Source organism: Thiorhodococcus mannitoliphagus (assembly GCF_010915725.1).
Taxonomy (GTDB): domain Bacteria; phylum Pseudomonadota; class Gammaproteobacteria; order Chromatiales; family Chromatiaceae; genus Thiorhodococcus; species Thiorhodococcus mannitoliphagus.
Genome location: NZ_JAAIJR010000015.1, coordinates 1 through 17272, shown reverse-complemented (window position 1 = coordinate 17272; position 17272 = coordinate 1). Strand labels below are relative to the sequence as shown.

General features: G+C 61.5%; 13 protein-coding genes and 2 tRNA genes. 6 read left to right on the top strand and 9 right to left on the bottom strand.

The annotated features are described in order from the left end of the window. Positions 1 to 18 precede the first annotated feature (18 nt). From G3480_RS05425 to G3480_RS05390, 8 genes are all read right to left on the bottom strand, one after another. The gene (locus G3480_RS05425) at positions 19 to 531 is read right to left on the bottom strand and encodes a hypothetical protein (RefSeq protein ID WP_164652660.1); all 513 of its coding nucleotides are present in this window, start codon (positions 529 to 531) and stop codon (positions 19 to 21) included. Further along, positions 528 to 3566: a hypothetical protein gene (locus G3480_RS05420; protein ID WP_164652659.1), complete on the bottom strand. Its 3039-nt coding sequence runs from the start codon at positions 3564 to 3566 to the stop codon at positions 528 to 530. The genes G3480_RS05425 and G3480_RS05420 overlap by 4 nt, the downstream gene beginning before the upstream one ends. Before the next feature lie 285 nt (positions 3567 to 3851). Next, complete coding sequence (locus G3480_RS05415) at positions 3852 to 4067, bottom strand: hypothetical protein (protein WP_164652658.1); 216 nt, start codon at positions 4065 to 4067, stop codon at positions 3852 to 3854. Positions 4068 to 4200: 133 nt separating this feature from the next. Next, on the bottom strand, positions 4201 to 4809 hold the full coding sequence (locus tag G3480_RS05410) for a hypothetical protein (protein ID WP_164652657.1): 609 nt from the start codon (positions 4807 to 4809) through the stop codon (positions 4201 to 4203). Beyond that, positions 4806 to 5903 carry a tyrosine-type recombinase/integrase gene (locus G3480_RS05405; protein WP_164652656.1) on the bottom strand — a complete coding sequence of 366 codons (1098 nt, stop codon included), beginning with the start codon at positions 5901 to 5903 and terminating at the stop codon, positions 4806 to 4808. The genes G3480_RS05410 and G3480_RS05405 overlap by 4 nt, the downstream gene beginning before the upstream one ends. Before the next feature lie 468 nt (positions 5904 to 6371). Beyond that, positions 6372 to 6458: transfer RNA gene (locus tag G3480_RS05400), tRNA-Leu, on the bottom strand. A gap of 83 nt (positions 6459 to 6541) precedes the next feature. Beyond that, positions 6542 to 6985, bottom strand: coding sequence for a tetratricopeptide repeat protein (locus tag G3480_RS05395; protein WP_164652655.1), 444 nt, complete (start codon positions 6983 to 6985; stop codon positions 6542 to 6544). Between the two features lie 245 nt (positions 6986 to 7230). Beyond that, the gene (locus tag G3480_RS05390; protein ID WP_164652654.1) at positions 7231 to 8049 is read right to left on the bottom strand and encodes an inositol monophosphatase family protein; all 819 of its coding nucleotides are present in this window, start codon (positions 8047 to 8049) and stop codon (positions 7231 to 7233) included. 91 nt (positions 8050 to 8140) lie between these two features. Between G3480_RS05390 and G3480_RS05385 the strand changes: the two genes are divergently transcribed. From G3480_RS05385 to G3480_RS05375, 3 genes are all read left to right on the top strand, one after another. Next, a complete protein-coding gene (locus G3480_RS05385) occupies positions 8141 to 9637 on the top strand; it encodes a mannose-1-phosphate guanylyltransferase/mannose-6-phosphate isomerase (protein ID WP_164652653.1) in 1497 nt (498 codons plus the stop codon). Positions 9638 to 9757: 120 nt separating this feature from the next. Next, a complete protein-coding gene (gene ychF, locus G3480_RS05380) occupies positions 9758 to 10849 on the top strand; it encodes a redox-regulated ATPase YchF (protein WP_164652652.1) in 1092 nt (363 codons plus the stop codon). A gap of 59 nt (positions 10850 to 10908) precedes the next feature. Continuing rightward, a tRNA-Met gene (locus G3480_RS05375) sits at positions 10909 to 10985 on the top strand. A 66-nt stretch (positions 10986 to 11051) separates the two neighbouring features. Here the strand turns inward: G3480_RS05375 and G3480_RS05370 are convergent. After that, positions 11052 to 11417, bottom strand: coding sequence for a helix-turn-helix domain-containing protein (locus G3480_RS05370; RefSeq protein ID WP_164652651.1), 366 nt, complete (start codon positions 11415 to 11417; stop codon positions 11052 to 11054). A 303-nt stretch (positions 11418 to 11720) separates the two neighbouring features. On the opposite strand from G3480_RS05370, the gene G3480_RS05365 reads away from it, so the two are divergent. The 3 genes from G3480_RS05365 (at position 11721) to G3480_RS05355 (ending at position 16865) form a co-directional block, all read left to right on the top strand. Further along, on the top strand, positions 11721 to 12125 hold the full coding sequence (locus tag G3480_RS05365; protein ID WP_164652650.1) for a bacteriohemerythrin: 405 nt from the start codon (positions 11721 to 11723) through the stop codon (positions 12123 to 12125). A gap of 837 nt (positions 12126 to 12962) precedes the next feature. Beyond that, positions 12963 to 15335 carry a tetratricopeptide repeat protein gene (locus G3480_RS05360; protein WP_164652649.1) on the top strand — a complete coding sequence of 791 codons (2373 nt, stop codon included), beginning with the start codon at positions 12963 to 12965 and terminating at the stop codon, positions 15333 to 15335. Between the two features lie 240 nt (positions 15336 to 15575). Next, positions 15576 to 16865 carry a TIGR03790 family protein gene (locus G3480_RS05355; protein WP_240905605.1) on the top strand — a complete coding sequence of 430 codons (1290 nt, stop codon included), beginning with the start codon at positions 15576 to 15578 and terminating at the stop codon, positions 16863 to 16865. Positions 16866 to 17272: the final 407 nt, after the last annotated feature.

The following is a 17272-nucleotide window of genomic DNA, read 5'->3' as shown; positions in this document are numbered from 1 at the left end:
TCGCTGGTTTTGCCTAAATCAATTGGAAAACAGAGGTTTCTTTGGGGGCGTCTCGACGTTGGTGTCCAACGTCTGAAACCCCTGATCGATGGCCTCTCGTACCTCGATCAACCGCTGCTCGCCGAAGCGCCAGATGAGCGCTTTCCGTGCATCGTCCAGGTCGCTGCCAGGAGCGATCAGGGTCAGCCAGTCGTTCGGATGGTCTGTGACACGATAACGGTAGACGCGCATAGCGTGCGCAGCCTGGACCTCGGCCTGCTGGCGCGTGAGACCGCCATCGTGTTCCATGATGGCCGCGCGCTCTCCGATGGCCTCGGTGATGGCGGCCCGCTGCTCGGCGCTCAGTGGTGGAATGTCTGGTGGATGGCAATTGCGCAACAGCCCGATCAACTCGGTCTTGTACTTGCGGATCTGCGGCAGCCAACCATGCACGGCGGCCTTGTCGCCCTGGTAGCGCAAGGTGCCGCGATCGGTGACCCTCAACTCAATCCCATGCGCGGCCAGATCAGCGAGGAGGGCGGTGGCGGTCATAGCTCGCCCTCGACGACCTGACCCGTTTCGCGGGCACCGGCAAATAACTCGTCGGAACTCACAAACTCACACTCGGCGCCGACATCCCAAGGGGTTGGTCGTCGCGCATCGTCATCTTTCGGGTGTGAGTTTGTGTGTTTCTGAGAGTTGATTTCGACATGGCTCGAAACATCGGCCACCACCCGCCAGCGCTTGGCACGACGCAGCTCTCCATCCTGGACGAAGCGCAACCCACTGACGCGCCGCTCGGCGTTGCGCTCGATCCAGCGCCCCAGAATGCGCGGATTGATGGTGCCCGAGCGCTCGGCCGCGATCTCGCTCAAGGCGTCGTGCAGGCTCTGTCGGGCTTCGCGCTGCGCGTCCGAGTCGTCGTGCTGCTCGGCGTTTGCCCAGGCGATCATCTGCGCCACGGTGTGGCTGATCGTGCCGCGACTGGTCGGAGAGGCATCTTCGGTCATCGCGCGAACGGCTTCGAGCAACGCGCCGAGTTTCGCCGTCTCGGGATCGGCCTCGAAGGCGCGCTCGGTCGCCTTGAGGGGATCGTCGAACGACAGTGTCTGACTCCAACTTGCGACCCAGCAGACGGGCTGTCGAACCAGCTCGTCCCAGGTCTCGAAGGAGGCGGTGCGACCGGCTCCCAGTCGTGATCGTCCGGCCGTGATCCAGGTGCGGATGAGCGTCAGGGCCGCGACCACCAGCTCATCGCGGCGCGCGACCGCCATCTGTGCCGGGTCGAAGTCGAACTCGCGGGCGTAGGGCTTCTCGGTCTGGGCGTCCAGTCGTGCAATCAGGATGCGCCGGCAGGTGTCGCCCACTAGCCGCAGGTTGTTCCCGGTGGCCAGGAAGAGCGCGCGATTCGGCAGGGTCGCCGTCTCGGACTTCCCCAGGATACGATCGGTGAAGGTCGGCGCCGTCAGGAAGGCGTCCAGCGCCGCATTGCCGAACGGCTCGCGGATGTTGTCCCAGAGAATGGTGCGGTGATTCTCGCGCAGGGCCGAGAAGAGGCGCTTGCGGGCTTCCTCGTCCTGCGCCGAGGCCGGCGGTAGCGCGGGTGGAATGTCGCCCGAGAGAAGAACGCCGATGGTCTGCGCCAGCAGGGTCTTGCCGGTGCCGGCGGCGGGCGCATCCCAGGCGAAACCGGGCGCCGTGGTCAAGCTGGCGCGGATGCAGGCGGTCAGCATCGCGGCTAGGGTGACGCCGCGCGCCACCGCGTCGACCAAGGGGAACTCGGCCACGGGTGCCCAGAGCCGCGCGAGCGCGCGGCGGGCGTCGTCCAGGCTCGGATTGAGCGGCACATGCGGCAGCTCGGGGACGTTCGACAGCAGTAACAAGCGGCTCGGGGCGTCGTACCCAGGGGCCGACAGGATCGATCCGTCCGCCCGCAGGGTCGGTGCCGTGATCACCGCATTCAGTCGCGACAGACCGCGCTCGCCGTCCTTGGCCAGGATGCGCGAGGCCGCCCAGGTCGGGGCATCCGTGTCTTCCTGTTTGACGACATCGACGCCATCTTCCTTACGCAGCACCTCCACGTAGAAGCGGATGGTGCGATCGAAATGATCGACCAGCCAGTCCCGCGACACCGGTACGGCTCGCGCGTCCTCGGTCATCCGCACCAGGGCCGCGCCCTCGCCGAAGTCGAACAGCTCACCGCGCTCGCGCAGCAGGTCCAGACAGTTGTCGACCACGCGCCCACGCTCGCCTTTGACGAGGCGGACGCGCTTGCTCGGACGGACCAGGTAGAAGCGCCGTCCGCCATGCGCATGGGACCAGAGGTAAGGCCGACCGCCACTGCGCAGGTTGACCCAGGCGATGCGCCGATCCTGGCTGTACTCGGGCTCCAGTGGGTCCGCGAACCGTTTGCCGTGCCAGCGGGATGGGTTGTCCAGAATTGTGCCGACACTGACTTCAGCCCCATCGCTTGCCAGCAAGCGGAAGTCGCCGGTGAGCGTGAACTGGGTCGCGGCGGTGCGCAGGGTCGCGCGCGCCGACTCCAGCGTGATCTGGCCCTTTTCGGCCAGTGCGGCCGCTTGCTCCTCGATCCATGCGTCACGGGCCAAGGTAAGAGCGTCACTCTTGCCGGATTTGGCCGCCTTGATATTCGCGGCGGCTTGCGCGCGAATCGTCCCATCCGCTAAATCGATGAGCGTCTGTAGATCGAACTGCCGGTTCGAGTCGCCGATGAGACAGGCTGGCGGGGCACGCCGGGTCAATCCGTCTTTCAGTGTGGGAGGGGCCACGAAATCGAGGCGTTCCGGCTGCCAGACGGTCGTGTCGATGAGCGTCCGCGTGAGTGCCTGTCCCGCCTTGCCGACCTCGATCCAGCCGTCGCCGTTCGCCCACAACAGCGCTTCGAGCGCCTTGCCGGCCTCGGGAATCAGGGCGGCATTGGTCACGGGAAGATAGAGGCGCTGCCCCTGCAAACCGGTCTCGGTCCCATCGGGCAGGACGACCCCACTGGAGGCCGAGGGACGCCAGAGCAAGGATGCCTCCTGCAGGACGGGTGCCGCGCGATGGAGTGCGGTAATCAGGTCATCGGGCGAGAGGCGTCGATCCCCGTGCGGGTCGTGGTCCAGCATCATGAGGCCAGGGGCACGGCGGAATCCGAAGAAGCGGCGGGTGCGCGTGATCGCGTCGCCCTCTTCTTGGAAATGCTTGGTCGAGACCAGAGGCGCCGTTGCGCGTTCAGTGACTCCGTAGAGCACGGCCACGTTCGGAGCGATGCCATCCAGCAACTCGGCGAAGGCATTCAGATCAGCGACGAATCGCCGCTCGCAGCGTCCGCGCGTCAACTGCGCCGAGGCGGTCTTGGTGAGTCCGTCTTCGGTCCAGGTAAAGACCTTGTTCAGTTGAGCTGGGCGTTGGGAATGGACCAGCGTGACGGCAAGATCGCCGTGAATCGGTGACTGATGCGCAATCTCCGCGTCGTTGGCGATCGATGATGGCGACGACTGGATCGGGGGCGACTCGTCAGGGATGACGGTCGTGCCGATGTTTTGCTTGATTTGGATGCCCTTGCGGGCGTTATTCTTGGGCATGGTCGGTTCCTCGTCAAAAGAGTGAACCGACCGCACACAGGCGGGCAGGGGCAGGCGCAAGACGCCCTGGGATCAGGTAGAATTGTCCTGCCGGTGCAAGCCGAGTAACGGTCGGATTGCTTTATGCGGGTTGCCTTGCCGGGCGCCCGCGACGGCTCAAAGAATACGCTGAATCTCTCTGCGTCTCAAAGCCACGGTCATCACCCGTGGCTTTTTCATATCGACGTTGCTGCTTTTCGCGCCAAGCCGCGCGATGAGATCTTGTCTTACTCATTGCGCGTTCTCCTAAGCGGCTTGGTCATTCGTGTTGCGGGCCGCCACGATGCGGAAGAATTCCGACTCGTCGATGAGGACGCGCCGACCGACCCGATTGAAAGCGCTGGCGAAACCATTGGTCTCGGCGTAGAAGATCAGGTGACGCAATCCGCCTTGAGGGGGCCAAGCGTGGTAGTCGTTCCAACGCGGAACGGGAATCAGACGGGTTTCTGGAATTGTGGGCATGATTCGCACCTCGCGGTCACTGCAAGCCACGGATTGAGGCTTGCGATGGTGCGAACTATTGGCGGTTTCGGCGGGCGGTTTTAGTGGGTACAGGTGCCACTTGCGAGGTGGCACCTCAGGCGTGAATGGGCCTTCAGCCTTTGTGTTTGCTGGCTTTGCTAGGTGGTACCTGGGGCGAAGATCGCCGTCTGGAGTCATGCCGCGTCACCAGGTCCACGGCTTCCGCCTCGTTCTGCGTGAGTCCATGCAAATCCTTGAGCTTCTCAACGACAAGCTCCTTGGTCGGCCAAAGCTCTGGGTCTTTGTCCTCCCAATACTGCTGGATGACCCAGCGGACCATCTCTAGCAATTTCGTGTCGTGAGTGAATGGCCATCTTGAGGGTGTCTCTTCCTCGCTGATCTCCTCCCAAAAAAGAAAGGGCGGGCGTTCCGACCTATAACGCCAAAACCAATCCTTGAGGTCGTCTCTGCGCACGACTTTGTGGCGCCATTGAATACCTTCGCCTCTGCTGTAGCGGGACTTCTGATCCCGAGCGGCCTCATGCCGTAATTGGTAGGACTCGATAGCGTCTACCAAAATATCCGTGCGGACTTTGATCTCGGGGTGGTCTGGATCAGCCACTGGTAGGCGCGTCTTTGGGTCGAGAGACAGGTTCTTCTGATCGGGCAGCTTGCACCAATAGCGCACGATTTCCGCAATAGTGTAGTGGGGGCGTTCGTAGAGAGACCAGTCGACCGTCATGCGAGAAACCTCGCGTTCATCCGTTCCACCACCGAAGCCGTGTGGGCCTCGCTCAGGTGCGCATAGCGTTTCACCATGGCCAGGGTCTTGTGGCCCAAGACCTCGGCGATCTCGGCGAGGCTGGCACCGTTCATGGCGAGATAGGAGGCCGTCGTGTGGCGAAGATCATGAAAATGGAAATCCTTGATCTCCGCCCGTTTGAGTGCCGCTTCCCATGCGGCCCGAAGGTCGACGGGTTGAACTGGACTCGAGGGGCGGGCCTGTCCTGGAAAGACCAAATCGGTATCCAGCCGTTTAACCTTCGCGTGCTCCTTCAGCAAGGCGAGAGCAGGACCAGTCAGTGGAACCACGCGAGTCTCGCCGTTCTTGGTTTCACGCAAGGTAATCCGACCTCTTGGCAAATCCACGTCAGGCCAGCGAAGACCCATCAGTTCTCCTTTGCGCATCCCCGTGGATAAGGCCAGAACAACAACCGTGTGCAGCCACGGATTACGGGATTCACGGCAGGCAGTCAGCAGCGCCTCACGTTCCTCGTCGGAGAGGAAGCGCACACGCCCATCCGGCTCAGTGGGCCGCTCCACTTTTCGCATGGGAGAGTCGTCGATCCAGCCCCACTCACGGACCGCGATACCAAAGGCATGGGACAGTGGTGCCATGTAGCGGACCACGGTCGAGGAGGACATGGGTTGGCCATCTCGCTTGATGGTGCGGGTGAGTTTATCTCGCGCTTCGACGATCTTGGCGGGCGTAAGATCGGCCAAGGTATAGGCTCCCAACTCGCCTCGCCACCACTCAAGCTGTGACTTGATGATGGCAATACTCCTAGCACTGCGGGGCCGCTTGGACTTCCGGGGTGGCCTGGGCAAGACATCTCGGATGTAACGATCGATCAAGTCCGACAAGGTGTGTCGACGAGACTCGATGGTCTTGAAGTGCCGGCCTTCGCGGATCGCAGCCTCGGTCTGCTGCGCCCACTTCTTGGCGTCGGTCTTGCGAGTGAAGGTGGCACGCTGCGCCGGATGACCCTTCAGTCGAACCTCGACGCGATAGCTGGTGGCACCGGTGCTGTCGGTGCGTTCGGTGATGGTGGCCATGGGTCAATTCCCCATGGCCGAGCAGTTGTGGGCGATATACTTAGGGGTAGCCATTGCCGGGCCTCCTGTTCAGGTCGGGTAGTGGTCAGGGCCTCGGGTCGGGTACCAGCCGACTCGGGGTCTGTTCGTCTACAGCAAAAGCTTACGACAAACGGCAAAAAAGACCAACATCAGATATGAAGTCTGATGGAGAGTAGCCGCAAAATATTGGTTAGTAATGTATTTTTTTCGCATCACGGAGTTATGGCGCACTGAGGGCGCATTCGCTCGCGAAAACGAGCCTGCGACGAGAATGATTGGCCTTGCTTGGGCTGTGTCTCGGGGTGCAGGTGGGATCGCGGACTCCGGGCGGGCCGGACGCGCTTTTGTTGTGGAATGTTGCGGGGAAGTGCGCCGTGAGTGCGCCATGGAGCATCACAGCAAAGAAAAAGGGCCTAGGCGGTGAAGCCTAAGCCCTTGATCTGATTATGGTACCGAGGGCCGGACTCGAACCGGCACGGGGTTGCCCCCGTCAGATTTTGAGTCTGATGCGTCTACCAATTTCGCCACCCCGGCAACGCAGTTCTTAAGTATAGCGAAATCGGTGCGGTGAGTGGTAGTGCTGGCGGCTCTATTTGCCGAGATTTGTTGTGCCTGACTCAGCGCTCCTCGAAACCGGCAAGTCGATAGAGCCGCTTGGCCTCTTCAGGGTCTTTTTCGACCCCTTGGCCTTCCTCGTACATCATCGCAAGTGTGGTCAGGGAGCCGATCAAGCCCTGGTCGGCGGCTTTCTGGAACCAGGCGATGGCCTTTTCCGGATTCTGGTCGACGCATTCACCTTGCATGTACATGAAGGCGAGGCCGTGTTGCGCGAGCCCCAGGCCGGCTTCAGCGGCATGCTTCATGTATTTGTAGGCCAGAAGCGGATTTGGCAGCATTCCGAGCCCGTTCTGCGCCATGATGGCCATGCGGTACTGAGCCTCGATGTTGCCTTGCTCCGCGAGCGGTGATAGCAGGCCCGTTGCTCGGGAGAACTGTTTCGACTCGAAGGCAGCGATTCCGCTGGCGAGATCCATGTCGAGACCAGATTGGTCTTCGCTCATCATGACTGCTCCTCTGTTCGTGGGGTGATCGTAAGAAAGTCTCCACCAACAACTTCCCACCCCCTTTTGCAAAGGAGGGCTAGGGGGGATTTCGGGCGGCATCGCTCGCAGCGGGAGACAATTGATGGACACTTGCTAAGTCGCGACGCGTCGGCAAGTCGGCTATGAGCAAGCTGCGGCTAGGATGAGTTGATTCAACCCTCACTGACCCTGTGTGGCGCTTGATGTCGGGGTGCTTGGATCGCTCAGTCACCTGCTTCAGTGAAGGGTAGGTCGACGAAGCCGACCCAGTCTTCTAGAAGAGCCTCATGAGCGGCGCCAATGGCCAGGTGCGGCTCCAGGCTGGATGACGACGCTGCTTGTGTGCCCTTGGCGGCGAAGAGCCGGGTCGCGGCCCCGGCCTCGTCGGCAATGAGCCTGCCCGCGGCGTAGTCCCAGAGTTTTTGTCCGCCGTGCAGGTAGAGCTGGAAACGGCCAGACGCCAGCCAGCACCAGTCCAATGCGACTGAGCCGATGTTGCGCTGCGACCTGAAACCGCCCGGGCGGAAGAGGCCAGCTAGGCGCTCTCTTGGGATCCGTTTCAAGTCCATGACGGCGATGCATTCGGGCAGGCTCGCTGGATGGGCGTCGATGCGGATTGGGCGCTCGTTTAGCGTGGTGCCCTGACCCTTGGTTGCGCAAAAGCATTCGTCCCTCGCTGGGTCGAGCACGAGGCCGAGCACCGGCTCGCCGTGCTCGATGAGTGCCAGCGAGATGGCGAAGAAGGGAAAGCCGCTCGCGTAGTTGCTGGTGCCGTCAAGAGGGTCGAGAGCCCAGAAGCTCGGGGAGGAGCCTTCGAGCACGCGCGCCTGCTCCTGCGCACTCATCTCTTCGCCAAGCAGCGGAATCTCCGGAAAATCCCGGGCGAGGGCGTCTGCGATGCGGCGCTGGGCGGCGATATCGGTCTCTGTCACCAGGCTGCCGTCACCTTTGCTCCTGGCCTGAACTTGGTGCCAACGGGGGATGATCTCTTCTGCGGCAGTCTCTCTTAGCAGGGCTGCAAGATGTCTTAGCTCGATGCTCATGTACGGCTCACTTCGCTAGTGGGTTTGACCCTTGAGGGCGGCGTTGCTCTAATCTACGGCTCGAATTGCCACTCTGAAACAGGACTTCGCCATGTCACTGCAGCCCGTCATTCTGTCCGGTGGATCTGGAACGCGACTCTGGCCCTTGTCGCGCCAAGCTTACCCCAAGCAATTTCTGCCGCTGACGAGCGATTACACCATGCTGCAGGAGACGGTGCGGCGCTTGGATGGTTTGACGGAGGAGCATCCGCGGGAGGCAATCGGTCAGCTCGATCCCTTGGTCGTTTGTAATGAGGCACACCGCTTCCTGGTCGCGGAGCAATTCCGCGTCATCGGTCGCGATGCGGCGCGCATCCTTCTGGAGCCTGCCGGCCGCAATACGGCGCCGGCGCTGACACTGGCCGCCAAGGTCGCGACGGAATCGGGAGAGGATCCCGTGCTGCTGGTGATGCCTGCGGACCACACCATTCGTGACGAGGAGGCCTTTCGTGCGGCGGTCGCGGATGCCTACCTGATTGCTCGCGAGGGTGCGGTCGTGACCTTCGGCATCGTTCCAGGTAAGCCGGAGACAGGCTATGGCTACATCCGTCAAGGGGCGGCTTATCCTATGGCGGGGCTCGCCAATCAGGCCTTCGCGCTCGATGAGTTCGTCGAAAAGCCGGACATTCCCACGGCGGAGGCCTATTTGGCGAGCGGGGACTACGCTTGGAACAGCGGTATCTTCGTGCTCAAGGCGTCCGTCTGGCTGGATCTGATCGAGCGTTTTCGTTCCGATATCGTAGGCGCCATCAGCGACGCTTTCTCGAGCGCGACCCTGGATGGCAATTTCTTGCGTCTCGACACTGACCGCTTCTCGGCCTGCCCGAGTGATTCCATCGACTATGCGGTGATGGAGCGGCTCTCCTCCGGCAAGCAGGCGTCCGCGAACTTGCCGACGGCTGTCGTCATCCCGCTGGATGTCGGCTGGTCGGATGTCGGCGCATGGTCGGCCCTTTGGGAGGTGCGCGACCAGGACGCGGCGGGGAATGTGCTCGACGGGGATGCCTTCGTGCATGAGTCCGCAGACAACCTCATCGTGGCGCAATCGAGAATGGTCGCCGCAGTCGGTGTGAGCAACCTCATCGTCGTCGAGACGCCGGATGCCGTGCTGGTGACGACCAAGGACGCGGCGCAAGATGTCAAGGCGGTCACTCAGTTCCTGCAGAGCGAGCAACGGGATGAGTGTATGCACCATCAGCGCGTTCACCGCCCTTGGGGCTCCTATGAGTCGATCGGCCGGGGCGACAGGTATCAAGTGAAGCGGCTGGTCGTCCATCCGGGGGAGTCGCTTTCTTCGCAGATGCATCATCATCGCGCCGAGCATTGGATCGTTGTCTCTGGTACGGCGCGGGTGACCTGCGGCGACAGCAGTTTTCTGCTAACGGAGAACCAGTCCGCCTACATTCCTGTCGGCTCGACGCATCGACTGGAAAATCCTGGGAGCATTCCGCTCGAGGTCATCGAGGTGCAGTCCGGTAGCTACCTCGGAGAGGATGATATCGTTCGATTCGAGGACCGCTACAACCGCGAACCAGCCGAGAAGCGCTGATTCCTGCCGCAGCGCGCGCGGGCATCCTCATCGGCTTCGCCGGACGTCTGGATTCGCTCGGATAGCGCCTGCTCCCTGGTCTCCTGTAGAATCGGCGAGTTTTTCAGCGGGATCACGCTCATGGGATTCAAATGCGGTATCGTCGGCCTGCCGAATGTTGGCAAGTCGACGCTCTTCAATGCGCTCACCAAGGCCAGGATCGCGGCCGAGAATTATCCGTTCTGCACCATCGATCCCAATGTCGGGGTCGTGCCCTTGCCAGATGCACGGCTCGACGTCGTTGCTGGCATTGTAAAGCCGCAAAAGATTTTGCCGACGACCATGCAGTTCGTCGACATCGCCGGACTGGTGGCCGGCGCGTCGAAGGGGGAAGGGCTGGGCAACAAGTTTCTCGCGAACATCCGCGAGACGGATGCCATCGCCCACGTCGTGCGCTGCTTCGAGAACGATGATGTCGTTCACGTCGCCGGCAAGATCGACCCCCTGGGCGACATCGAAGTCATCAACACGGAACTCGCGCTGGCTGACCTGGATACGGTCAGCAAGGCGCTGGATCGCGCTCAGCGCATGGCGAAGACCGGCGATAAGCAGGTGCTCAAGCGCAAGGCCATTCTAGAAGAGGTGCAGGCACACCTCGATGCCGGTCGGCCGGTGCGCGCCATGGGTCTCGACGAGAGTGCGCTGGAGGAGCTGCGCGATCTCTTTCTGCTGACCGCGAAGCCAACCATGTACATCGCCAATGTGGCAGAGGATGGCTTTACCGATAACGCCTATCTGGAACGCGTATCGGCGCTCGCGGCGGAGGAGCAAGCGGAAGTCGTCGCCGTTTGTGCCGCGATCGAGGCGGAGGTCGTCGAGCTGAACGAGGACGAGCGCGATGAGTTTCTCGCCGATCTGGGATTGGATGAGCCAGGACTCAACCGCGTCGTGCGCGCGGGCTATCGGCTGCTCGGATTGGAAACTTATTTCACCGCTGGCCCCAAGGAGGTGCGTGCCTGGACGATTCCCGCCGCAGCCAAGGCTCCGCAAGCAGCCGGTGTCATTCACTCGGACTTCGAGCGCGGCTTCATTCGTGCCGAGGTGATCGGCTACGAGGATTTCGTCGCCTGCAAGGGTGAGCAGGGGGCAAAGGAGGCCGGAAAGCTACGCTCCGAGGGCAAGGACTATGTCGTGCGGGACGGCGACGTCATTCACTTCCGATTCAACGTCTAGCATCGCTCCGCTCGGCGTTGACAGGGTAAGGGTGCGACTCTATACTTCGCAATCTTTCCGGCTACGTAGCTCAGTTGGTTAGAGCATCGCACTCATAATGCGAGGGTCCCCTGTTCGAGTCAGGGCGTAGCCACCAGAATCCCACAAAGGCCGCTTTCATGCGGCCTTTTTCGTTGGTGCAAGCTGACGCGCTGTCCTCCTCCTAGGACGCTGCTCGATCTGCATCCTGCAACTTCTTGTTTCGCGCCAAGTCAATGACTTGTTGCTGGCTCTTGGTATCCAAGGCTCGGAAGTCCTTGATGAGCGCCAGCTCTGTGTCGCTCAGGCGGCTGTCCTCTTCGAGTAGGAGGAGCCAGGCTGGGGTCACGGTCTCTAGGGCTGCAGCGAGGTGCTGCGCGGCCTCCAATCCCATGCGCCGGATTCCTTGCTCGTAGTTGCTAATCCTGGATTTGGACAAGGCGCCATCGGTTCGGGTGGACAGGTCGTTCAAGGACCAGCCGCGCCGCTGGCGTTCGGCGCGCAGCCGTCTGCCGATCCGCTGGGAGCGTTCTGCAAATTCAGGTTCCACGATCAGTTAACTCCAAAGTGATGGCGGGACCAGGCAATCCCGATCACTCTACTCTAGCAAAGAGATCGGATCATGGAAGGCTGGTTTCGTGGTTTGCTGGTACCGACCGTCCGCGCTTGACGTCATGCTGATGGCTTTGTCGGGGATCGGGGGCTCTGTTCAGGGCGATTCCAAAGCGGCCGCCACTGGCTTAGGATGGCGGCTTGGTGGAGCCAAGACTGCCGACGTGCCTGTTCGGCGCGGCGGCTCGCCTTGGTTCGACGATGCGTAATATCTTGATAACGCTTTTAATTCAGGTGTCGAATGCTAAAAGACTGGTCCGACGTTTATCTCATCGGAATCCCCGACATTGATGAGCAGCACAAGGGATTCTTCGTGGCTTCCCATCAGCTCTACGAGGGTATTCTGGGGCGGGAGGGCAAGAGCGCCGTCGTCGACGCCATCACCTTCATGAGGAACTACGCAGAAAAGCACTTCGACACGGAGGTGGACTTCATGCGTAAGCATGCGTATCCCGGCCTGAAGGAGCACCTGCAGCAGCACGCCGCCTTTTTTAGACGTCTAGACGAGCTTGACAACGACCTGATGATCTTCGGTCCGAGCGAAGATCTGGCGGACCGCGCGCTGGAGATCACGCAGGATTGGCTGATCGACCATATTGCGGATGAGGATATGCTCTACGCTTTGCACGTGAAAACGTCGAACTAGGATCCTTGAGGGCGCAAAATGCTTGCAGATGAGTCAAATTTCGATGAAGCGTCCGACCATCCAGGGCCGTCGGTATCGTGATCGGGATCGAACCGACGATAGCGATCCCGATTCCGATAGCGATCCCGATGGCATGACTCGTCGGTCTGAGGCGAAGCCTCGCTAGAGGTGTCAACAGCAGGTGGCAAGGATAGCCGCACTAGTTGCATCCTTAACCCGGCTAGGGCCGTCGATTCAGCTGCCACGCCTTGCGGATTTTGAAGATTAGCTTGCTTTGGTGAAGCTCTCGAGCAGGCATTGACCATACTCTGGTCCAACCGCGTGGTCGGTGGGAGCGGTACCCTGCCGCGATTGCGCGACCGTCGCGGCGAGGCGCTGCTCCCAAGTCGCCTTGCCTGAACGACGCTCGGTGCCGGCTCAACCGACTGGACGATCCGGCGATCAACACCACAACTCGCAACGCCCAAGCGGCGAGTCAGGCCGAGTGCGCCGCCACCTGGCTGGATCAGGCCGGCTTTCGCCGTCGCGCGTTGCCCAAGGAGCTGATCATGGGTGTGGTCGATCTCCAAGAGCGCGACGCGCAGTTTCGCCACATTGCAGCCTTGCGCCGTTAGGCACAACGCAAAGGCATCCCGGTGTTCAGCGTCGATGCTGCAGAGAAAGAACTGTTTGTCGCACTGCATCGCCCTGGGCCTGCTGCAGCAGCGAGGAGCAATACCTTCATGACCATGACTTCCGCCATTTGGCCGATGGGGTGTTAGTGCCGCATGGGGTCCACGTTAGCCATTTGAGAGAGATTGACGCTGAATGAAGATTTTTCTAAGGATTGGGCCTTTATTGGGCCTGTGTTTGCTGGTTGCCTGCGGTTCCGAAGACCGCCAACAAGCCTACTTCGACCGCGGCCTGGAGCTGCTTGAGGAAGGCGATCCGGTCAAGGCGCGGCTCGAGTTCAAGAATGTTCTGCAGATCGATCCCAAGCATCCGCAGGCTTGGTTCCAACTCGCTCAGATCGAGGCTGGTCAGCAGAACTGGAGCGCTGCCTTCGGGGGGTATAACAAGGCGGTCGAGCTGAAGCCTGATTATGCCGATGCGCACCTCAAGCGCGGGCAGTTGCTGTTCGATGCTGGCCAGCTCCAGGATGCGCTGGCGGACGCGGAGGCCGTGCTGGCGCTCGCTCCCAAGGATCCCGATGCCTTGGCCTTGCGCGGTGCAGTGCGGGCCAAAGAGGGTGACTTGGACGCGGCGACGCTTGATGCGCAAGCCGCGCTGGAGGTCGATCCCAGTCATCGCAACGCCCTCTTGCTGCTCGCCGAGGTGCGTCGCGCCGAGAACGCGACCGAAGAGGCGGTCAAGCTTCTCGAGCGCGCGGTGGAGGCGCATCCGGACGATGTGCAGCTGCGTTTGTCTCTCGCCGCGGGGTATCAATTGGTCGGAGATCCTTCCAAGGCGCGCGAGCAGCTCGAGACCTTGACGCGGATCGAGCCATCCCAGCTCGTCCATACCGCCAGGCTCGCGGCCTTTCTCACGCAGCAAGGTGACCAGCAGGCGGCCGAGCAGGCGCTGCGCGGCGCCATTGCAGCAAATCCAGATGAAGTACAACCAAAGCTCTTGCTCGTCGAATGGACGGTCAAGGAGAAGGGGGCCGAGGCTGGTCTCGGGATTCTGGATGGCTTCGTCGCCGAGGCTCCGGATGAGTACGACCTGCGCTTCGCGCTCGCTGAGCTGGCTGCGAGCCTCGGGCAGCGGGACAAGGTTGAGGCTGTCTATCGCGCCATCATCGAGCGGGATGGCACTGGGACGGCAGGCCTGAAAGCGCGGAATCGGCTGGCGGCGCTCAGGTTTGCTCAGCAGCAGACGGACGAGGCGTTGGTGCTCCTGGGCGAGGTGCTGGAGGAGGACGCGCGCGATGTCGATGCCTTGACGCTGCGTGCAGCAATCGCGCTGACGCGTGAGAAGCCGGACGAGGCCATTCCTGATCTGCGCGATGCCTTGCAGAACGATCCGGAATCGACGCGTGCGCTGCGGCTCCTGGCAAGGGCGCACGAGATGCGCGATGAGATCACGTTGGCGCAAGACGCCTTGCAGAAGGCGATCGACGTCGCGCCGGCGGAGCCTGCGGCCTATTTGGAAATGGCGCAGATTCTGGTGCGGAGCGGAGATATGGCTGGTGCTTCGCGCATCCTGGAAGGCTTTCTGGAGAAGGTTCCCGACGATACTCAGGTGCAGAGTGCTTTGGCCAAGCTCCAGCTTTCTCAGCAGGATTGGGAGGCGATGGCGCAGACTGCCGAGAGCATCCTGAAGCGTCGGCCTGACCACCCGCTGGGTTATTACCTCAAGGGGCTCGTGCTGCAGCGGGAGGGTCAGTTGTCAGAGAGCGTCGACGTGCTCAAGGTGGCGATCGAGAAGCGGTCCGACGCGGTCGAGCCGATGCTCGCGCTGGCGCGTAGCTATCTGCTCCTGGGGCAGGTCGAGGATGCGGAGGCGAGCATCACGGCTTACTTGAGTCAGCATCCCGCCAATGCCGCGGCACTCAATCTGCTGGGCGAGATTTACGCGTCCTCCGGGCGTTTCGACGAGGCCGCAGCCCAGTTCGCGCAAGTCATCAGCCTCTATCCGAAGACGCCGAGCGCCTACACGCGCATGGCGGACTTGTCTGTGCGGACCGGTGATCTGGATAAGGCCGTTTCGACCCTGCGCACCGGTATCAACGAGACTGACCGCAATGCCTTCCTGGTGTTCCGATTGGGGATTGCGCTCCAGGATGCGGGACGTTACGACGAGGCCATCGCTGCTTATGAGGAGGTTCTGAAGAGCAACCCTGAGGCGGACGCAGTAGCTAACAATCTCGCCATGCTCTTGGCGAATGCCCGTAAGGACGATCCGGTGAGCCTGTCCCGCGCCATGGATCTCGTCCAGGGTTTCGCGGGATCTGAGCAGTGGGTCCTGCTGGATACCTTGGGTTGGGTGCAATTCAGGAATGGCGATGCCGAGGGCGCCTTGTCGACCTTGGAGAAGGCGGTGAGTCAGCTTGAGTCAGTGCCAGCGGAGATGCAGTTTCATCTCGGCATGGTCTACGCGAGCCTGGGACGCGACGACGAGGCGAAGGCGATGTTGACTGCCGCGGTGGATTCTGGGTCGACCTTCCCTGGATTGGATGAGGCGCGCGCGACCTTGGGGGCTCTGTCGTCCAGGGCCGCAACCGCGGGCTGACCGGAGATCGGTCGGCTTGACTTCAGCCTTTCGAGTCGATGTTTCATGGGCGGGCATCAGGTCTCTGTGCGCGCCCACGATCGACTGCTCGAGGGGTCGCTTCGCACCCGCCAAGGACCTGGAGGATGGTCTGGCATCTTATCGAATTCGACTGAGCATGCCGGCGACCCTGCTGTCAGCGAACAGGCGCGGGGGCTCTCTCCGCGCACTCGAGTTCCCCGTCTACCCGGTCCTCGCGTCTTGACGTTGAACTCCCTCGGCAGTGCCAGCTCATGGCTCTGGAGCGGCCTGCTCCTCGGTCTTTGCTTGAGTGCCAAGGCGCCGGTTCAGGCGGCCCCCGTGGTGCTGCTCCCGAAGCAAGCCTTGGCAGCGGAAGACATTGCGATCATCGTCAATCGCCGGGACCCGATCAGCGTTGCCGTTGGTCGCTATTACCGTCGTGCGCGCGGCGTGCCTACGGATCATGTGATCGAGGTGTCGTTTCGAGCGGGCAGTTCCGAGATCGCGGCGTCTGAGTTCGAGTCGGTCTACGCCCGTGTCCAATCACAGACACCGGAGGAGGTTCAAGCCTACGCCTTGACCTGGACGCAGCCCTATCGCGTCGACTGTATGTCGATCACGACCGCCTTTGCGCTTGGCTTCGATGAGGACTACTGCGCCTCGGGCTGTCGTCTAACCAAGGCGAGTCCCTACTTTGCCTCCAAGAGTCGCCGGCCGTTCGCGGCTGACGGCATCCGGCCGACGATGATGATTCCAGGTCCAACGTTCGAAGCGGCTCAGGCGTTGATCGATCGCGGCGTGGCTGCGGACAACACACGACCATCGGGGACGGCTTACCTGGTTAGCACCTCCGACAAGGCTCGGAACGTGCGGGCGCAGGGCTACGCCGAGACGATTCGTGAGCTGGGTGAAGCGCTGCGGATCCGGCGTCTGTCCGCCGACTTCATTCAAGGAAAGTCCGATGTGCTCTTCTACTTCACAGGCGCGGTTGAGGTGCCGAGGCTGACGACCAATGGCTTTCGCCCTGGCGCGATCGCGGACCACCTGACATCGACGGGAGGCAAGCTGACCGATAGCCATCAGATGAGCAGCCTGCGATGGCTGGATGCGGGCGCGACGGGCAGTTATGGGACGGTGACGGAGCCCTGCAATTTCGTGGCGAAGTTTCCTGATGTAAGGGCTGTGATCCGCGCCTACGTGACGGGGTCGACGCTGCTCGAGGCCTATTGGCAAAGTGTGCTGATGCCGGGGCAGGGGGTCTTCGTCGGTGAGCCACTTGCGCGGCCCTATGGTGGCTACCTCATGTCGAACCGCGGCGGTCAGTGGGTCCTGTCAACCTATGCGCTCAAGCCTGGCGCCTACCGTTTGGAAGGTGCCAGTTCGCCGCTTGGTCCCTACAAGTCTGTCATGACATTCGTGAAGCCCAGTGCGCAAAGGGTCGAGCTTAGGTTGCCCCTTCCCGTGCTGAAGTACTATCGAATCCTGGAAGGTCCTGCACCTGCCCAGGGCCGCGACTTGACTCTGAACTAGCATCCTTGAGGGCGCAAAATGCTTGCAGATGAGTCAAATTTCGATGAAGCGTCGGACCATCCAAGGCCGTCGGTCTCGGTATCGGTATCGGTATCGGTATCGGTATCGGTATCGGTCTCGGTCTCGGTCTCGGTCTCGGTCTCGGTCTCGGTCTCGGTCTCGGGATCGAACCGACGATAGCGATCCCGATGGCATGACTCGTCGGTTTGAGGCGGAGCCTCGCTAGCAGCTGCCCTCTTGGCGCGACTAAGAACCTTTTGGCGCGACTAAGAGCGTGTCCATCAATTGTTTCCCGATGCGAGCGATGCCGCCCGAAATCCCCCCTAGCCCCATAGCCGTCAGGCTAAGAATAGCCAACGTTATTCATTTTCCATAAACCATTTATATTTCAATCTATTGAACAACTC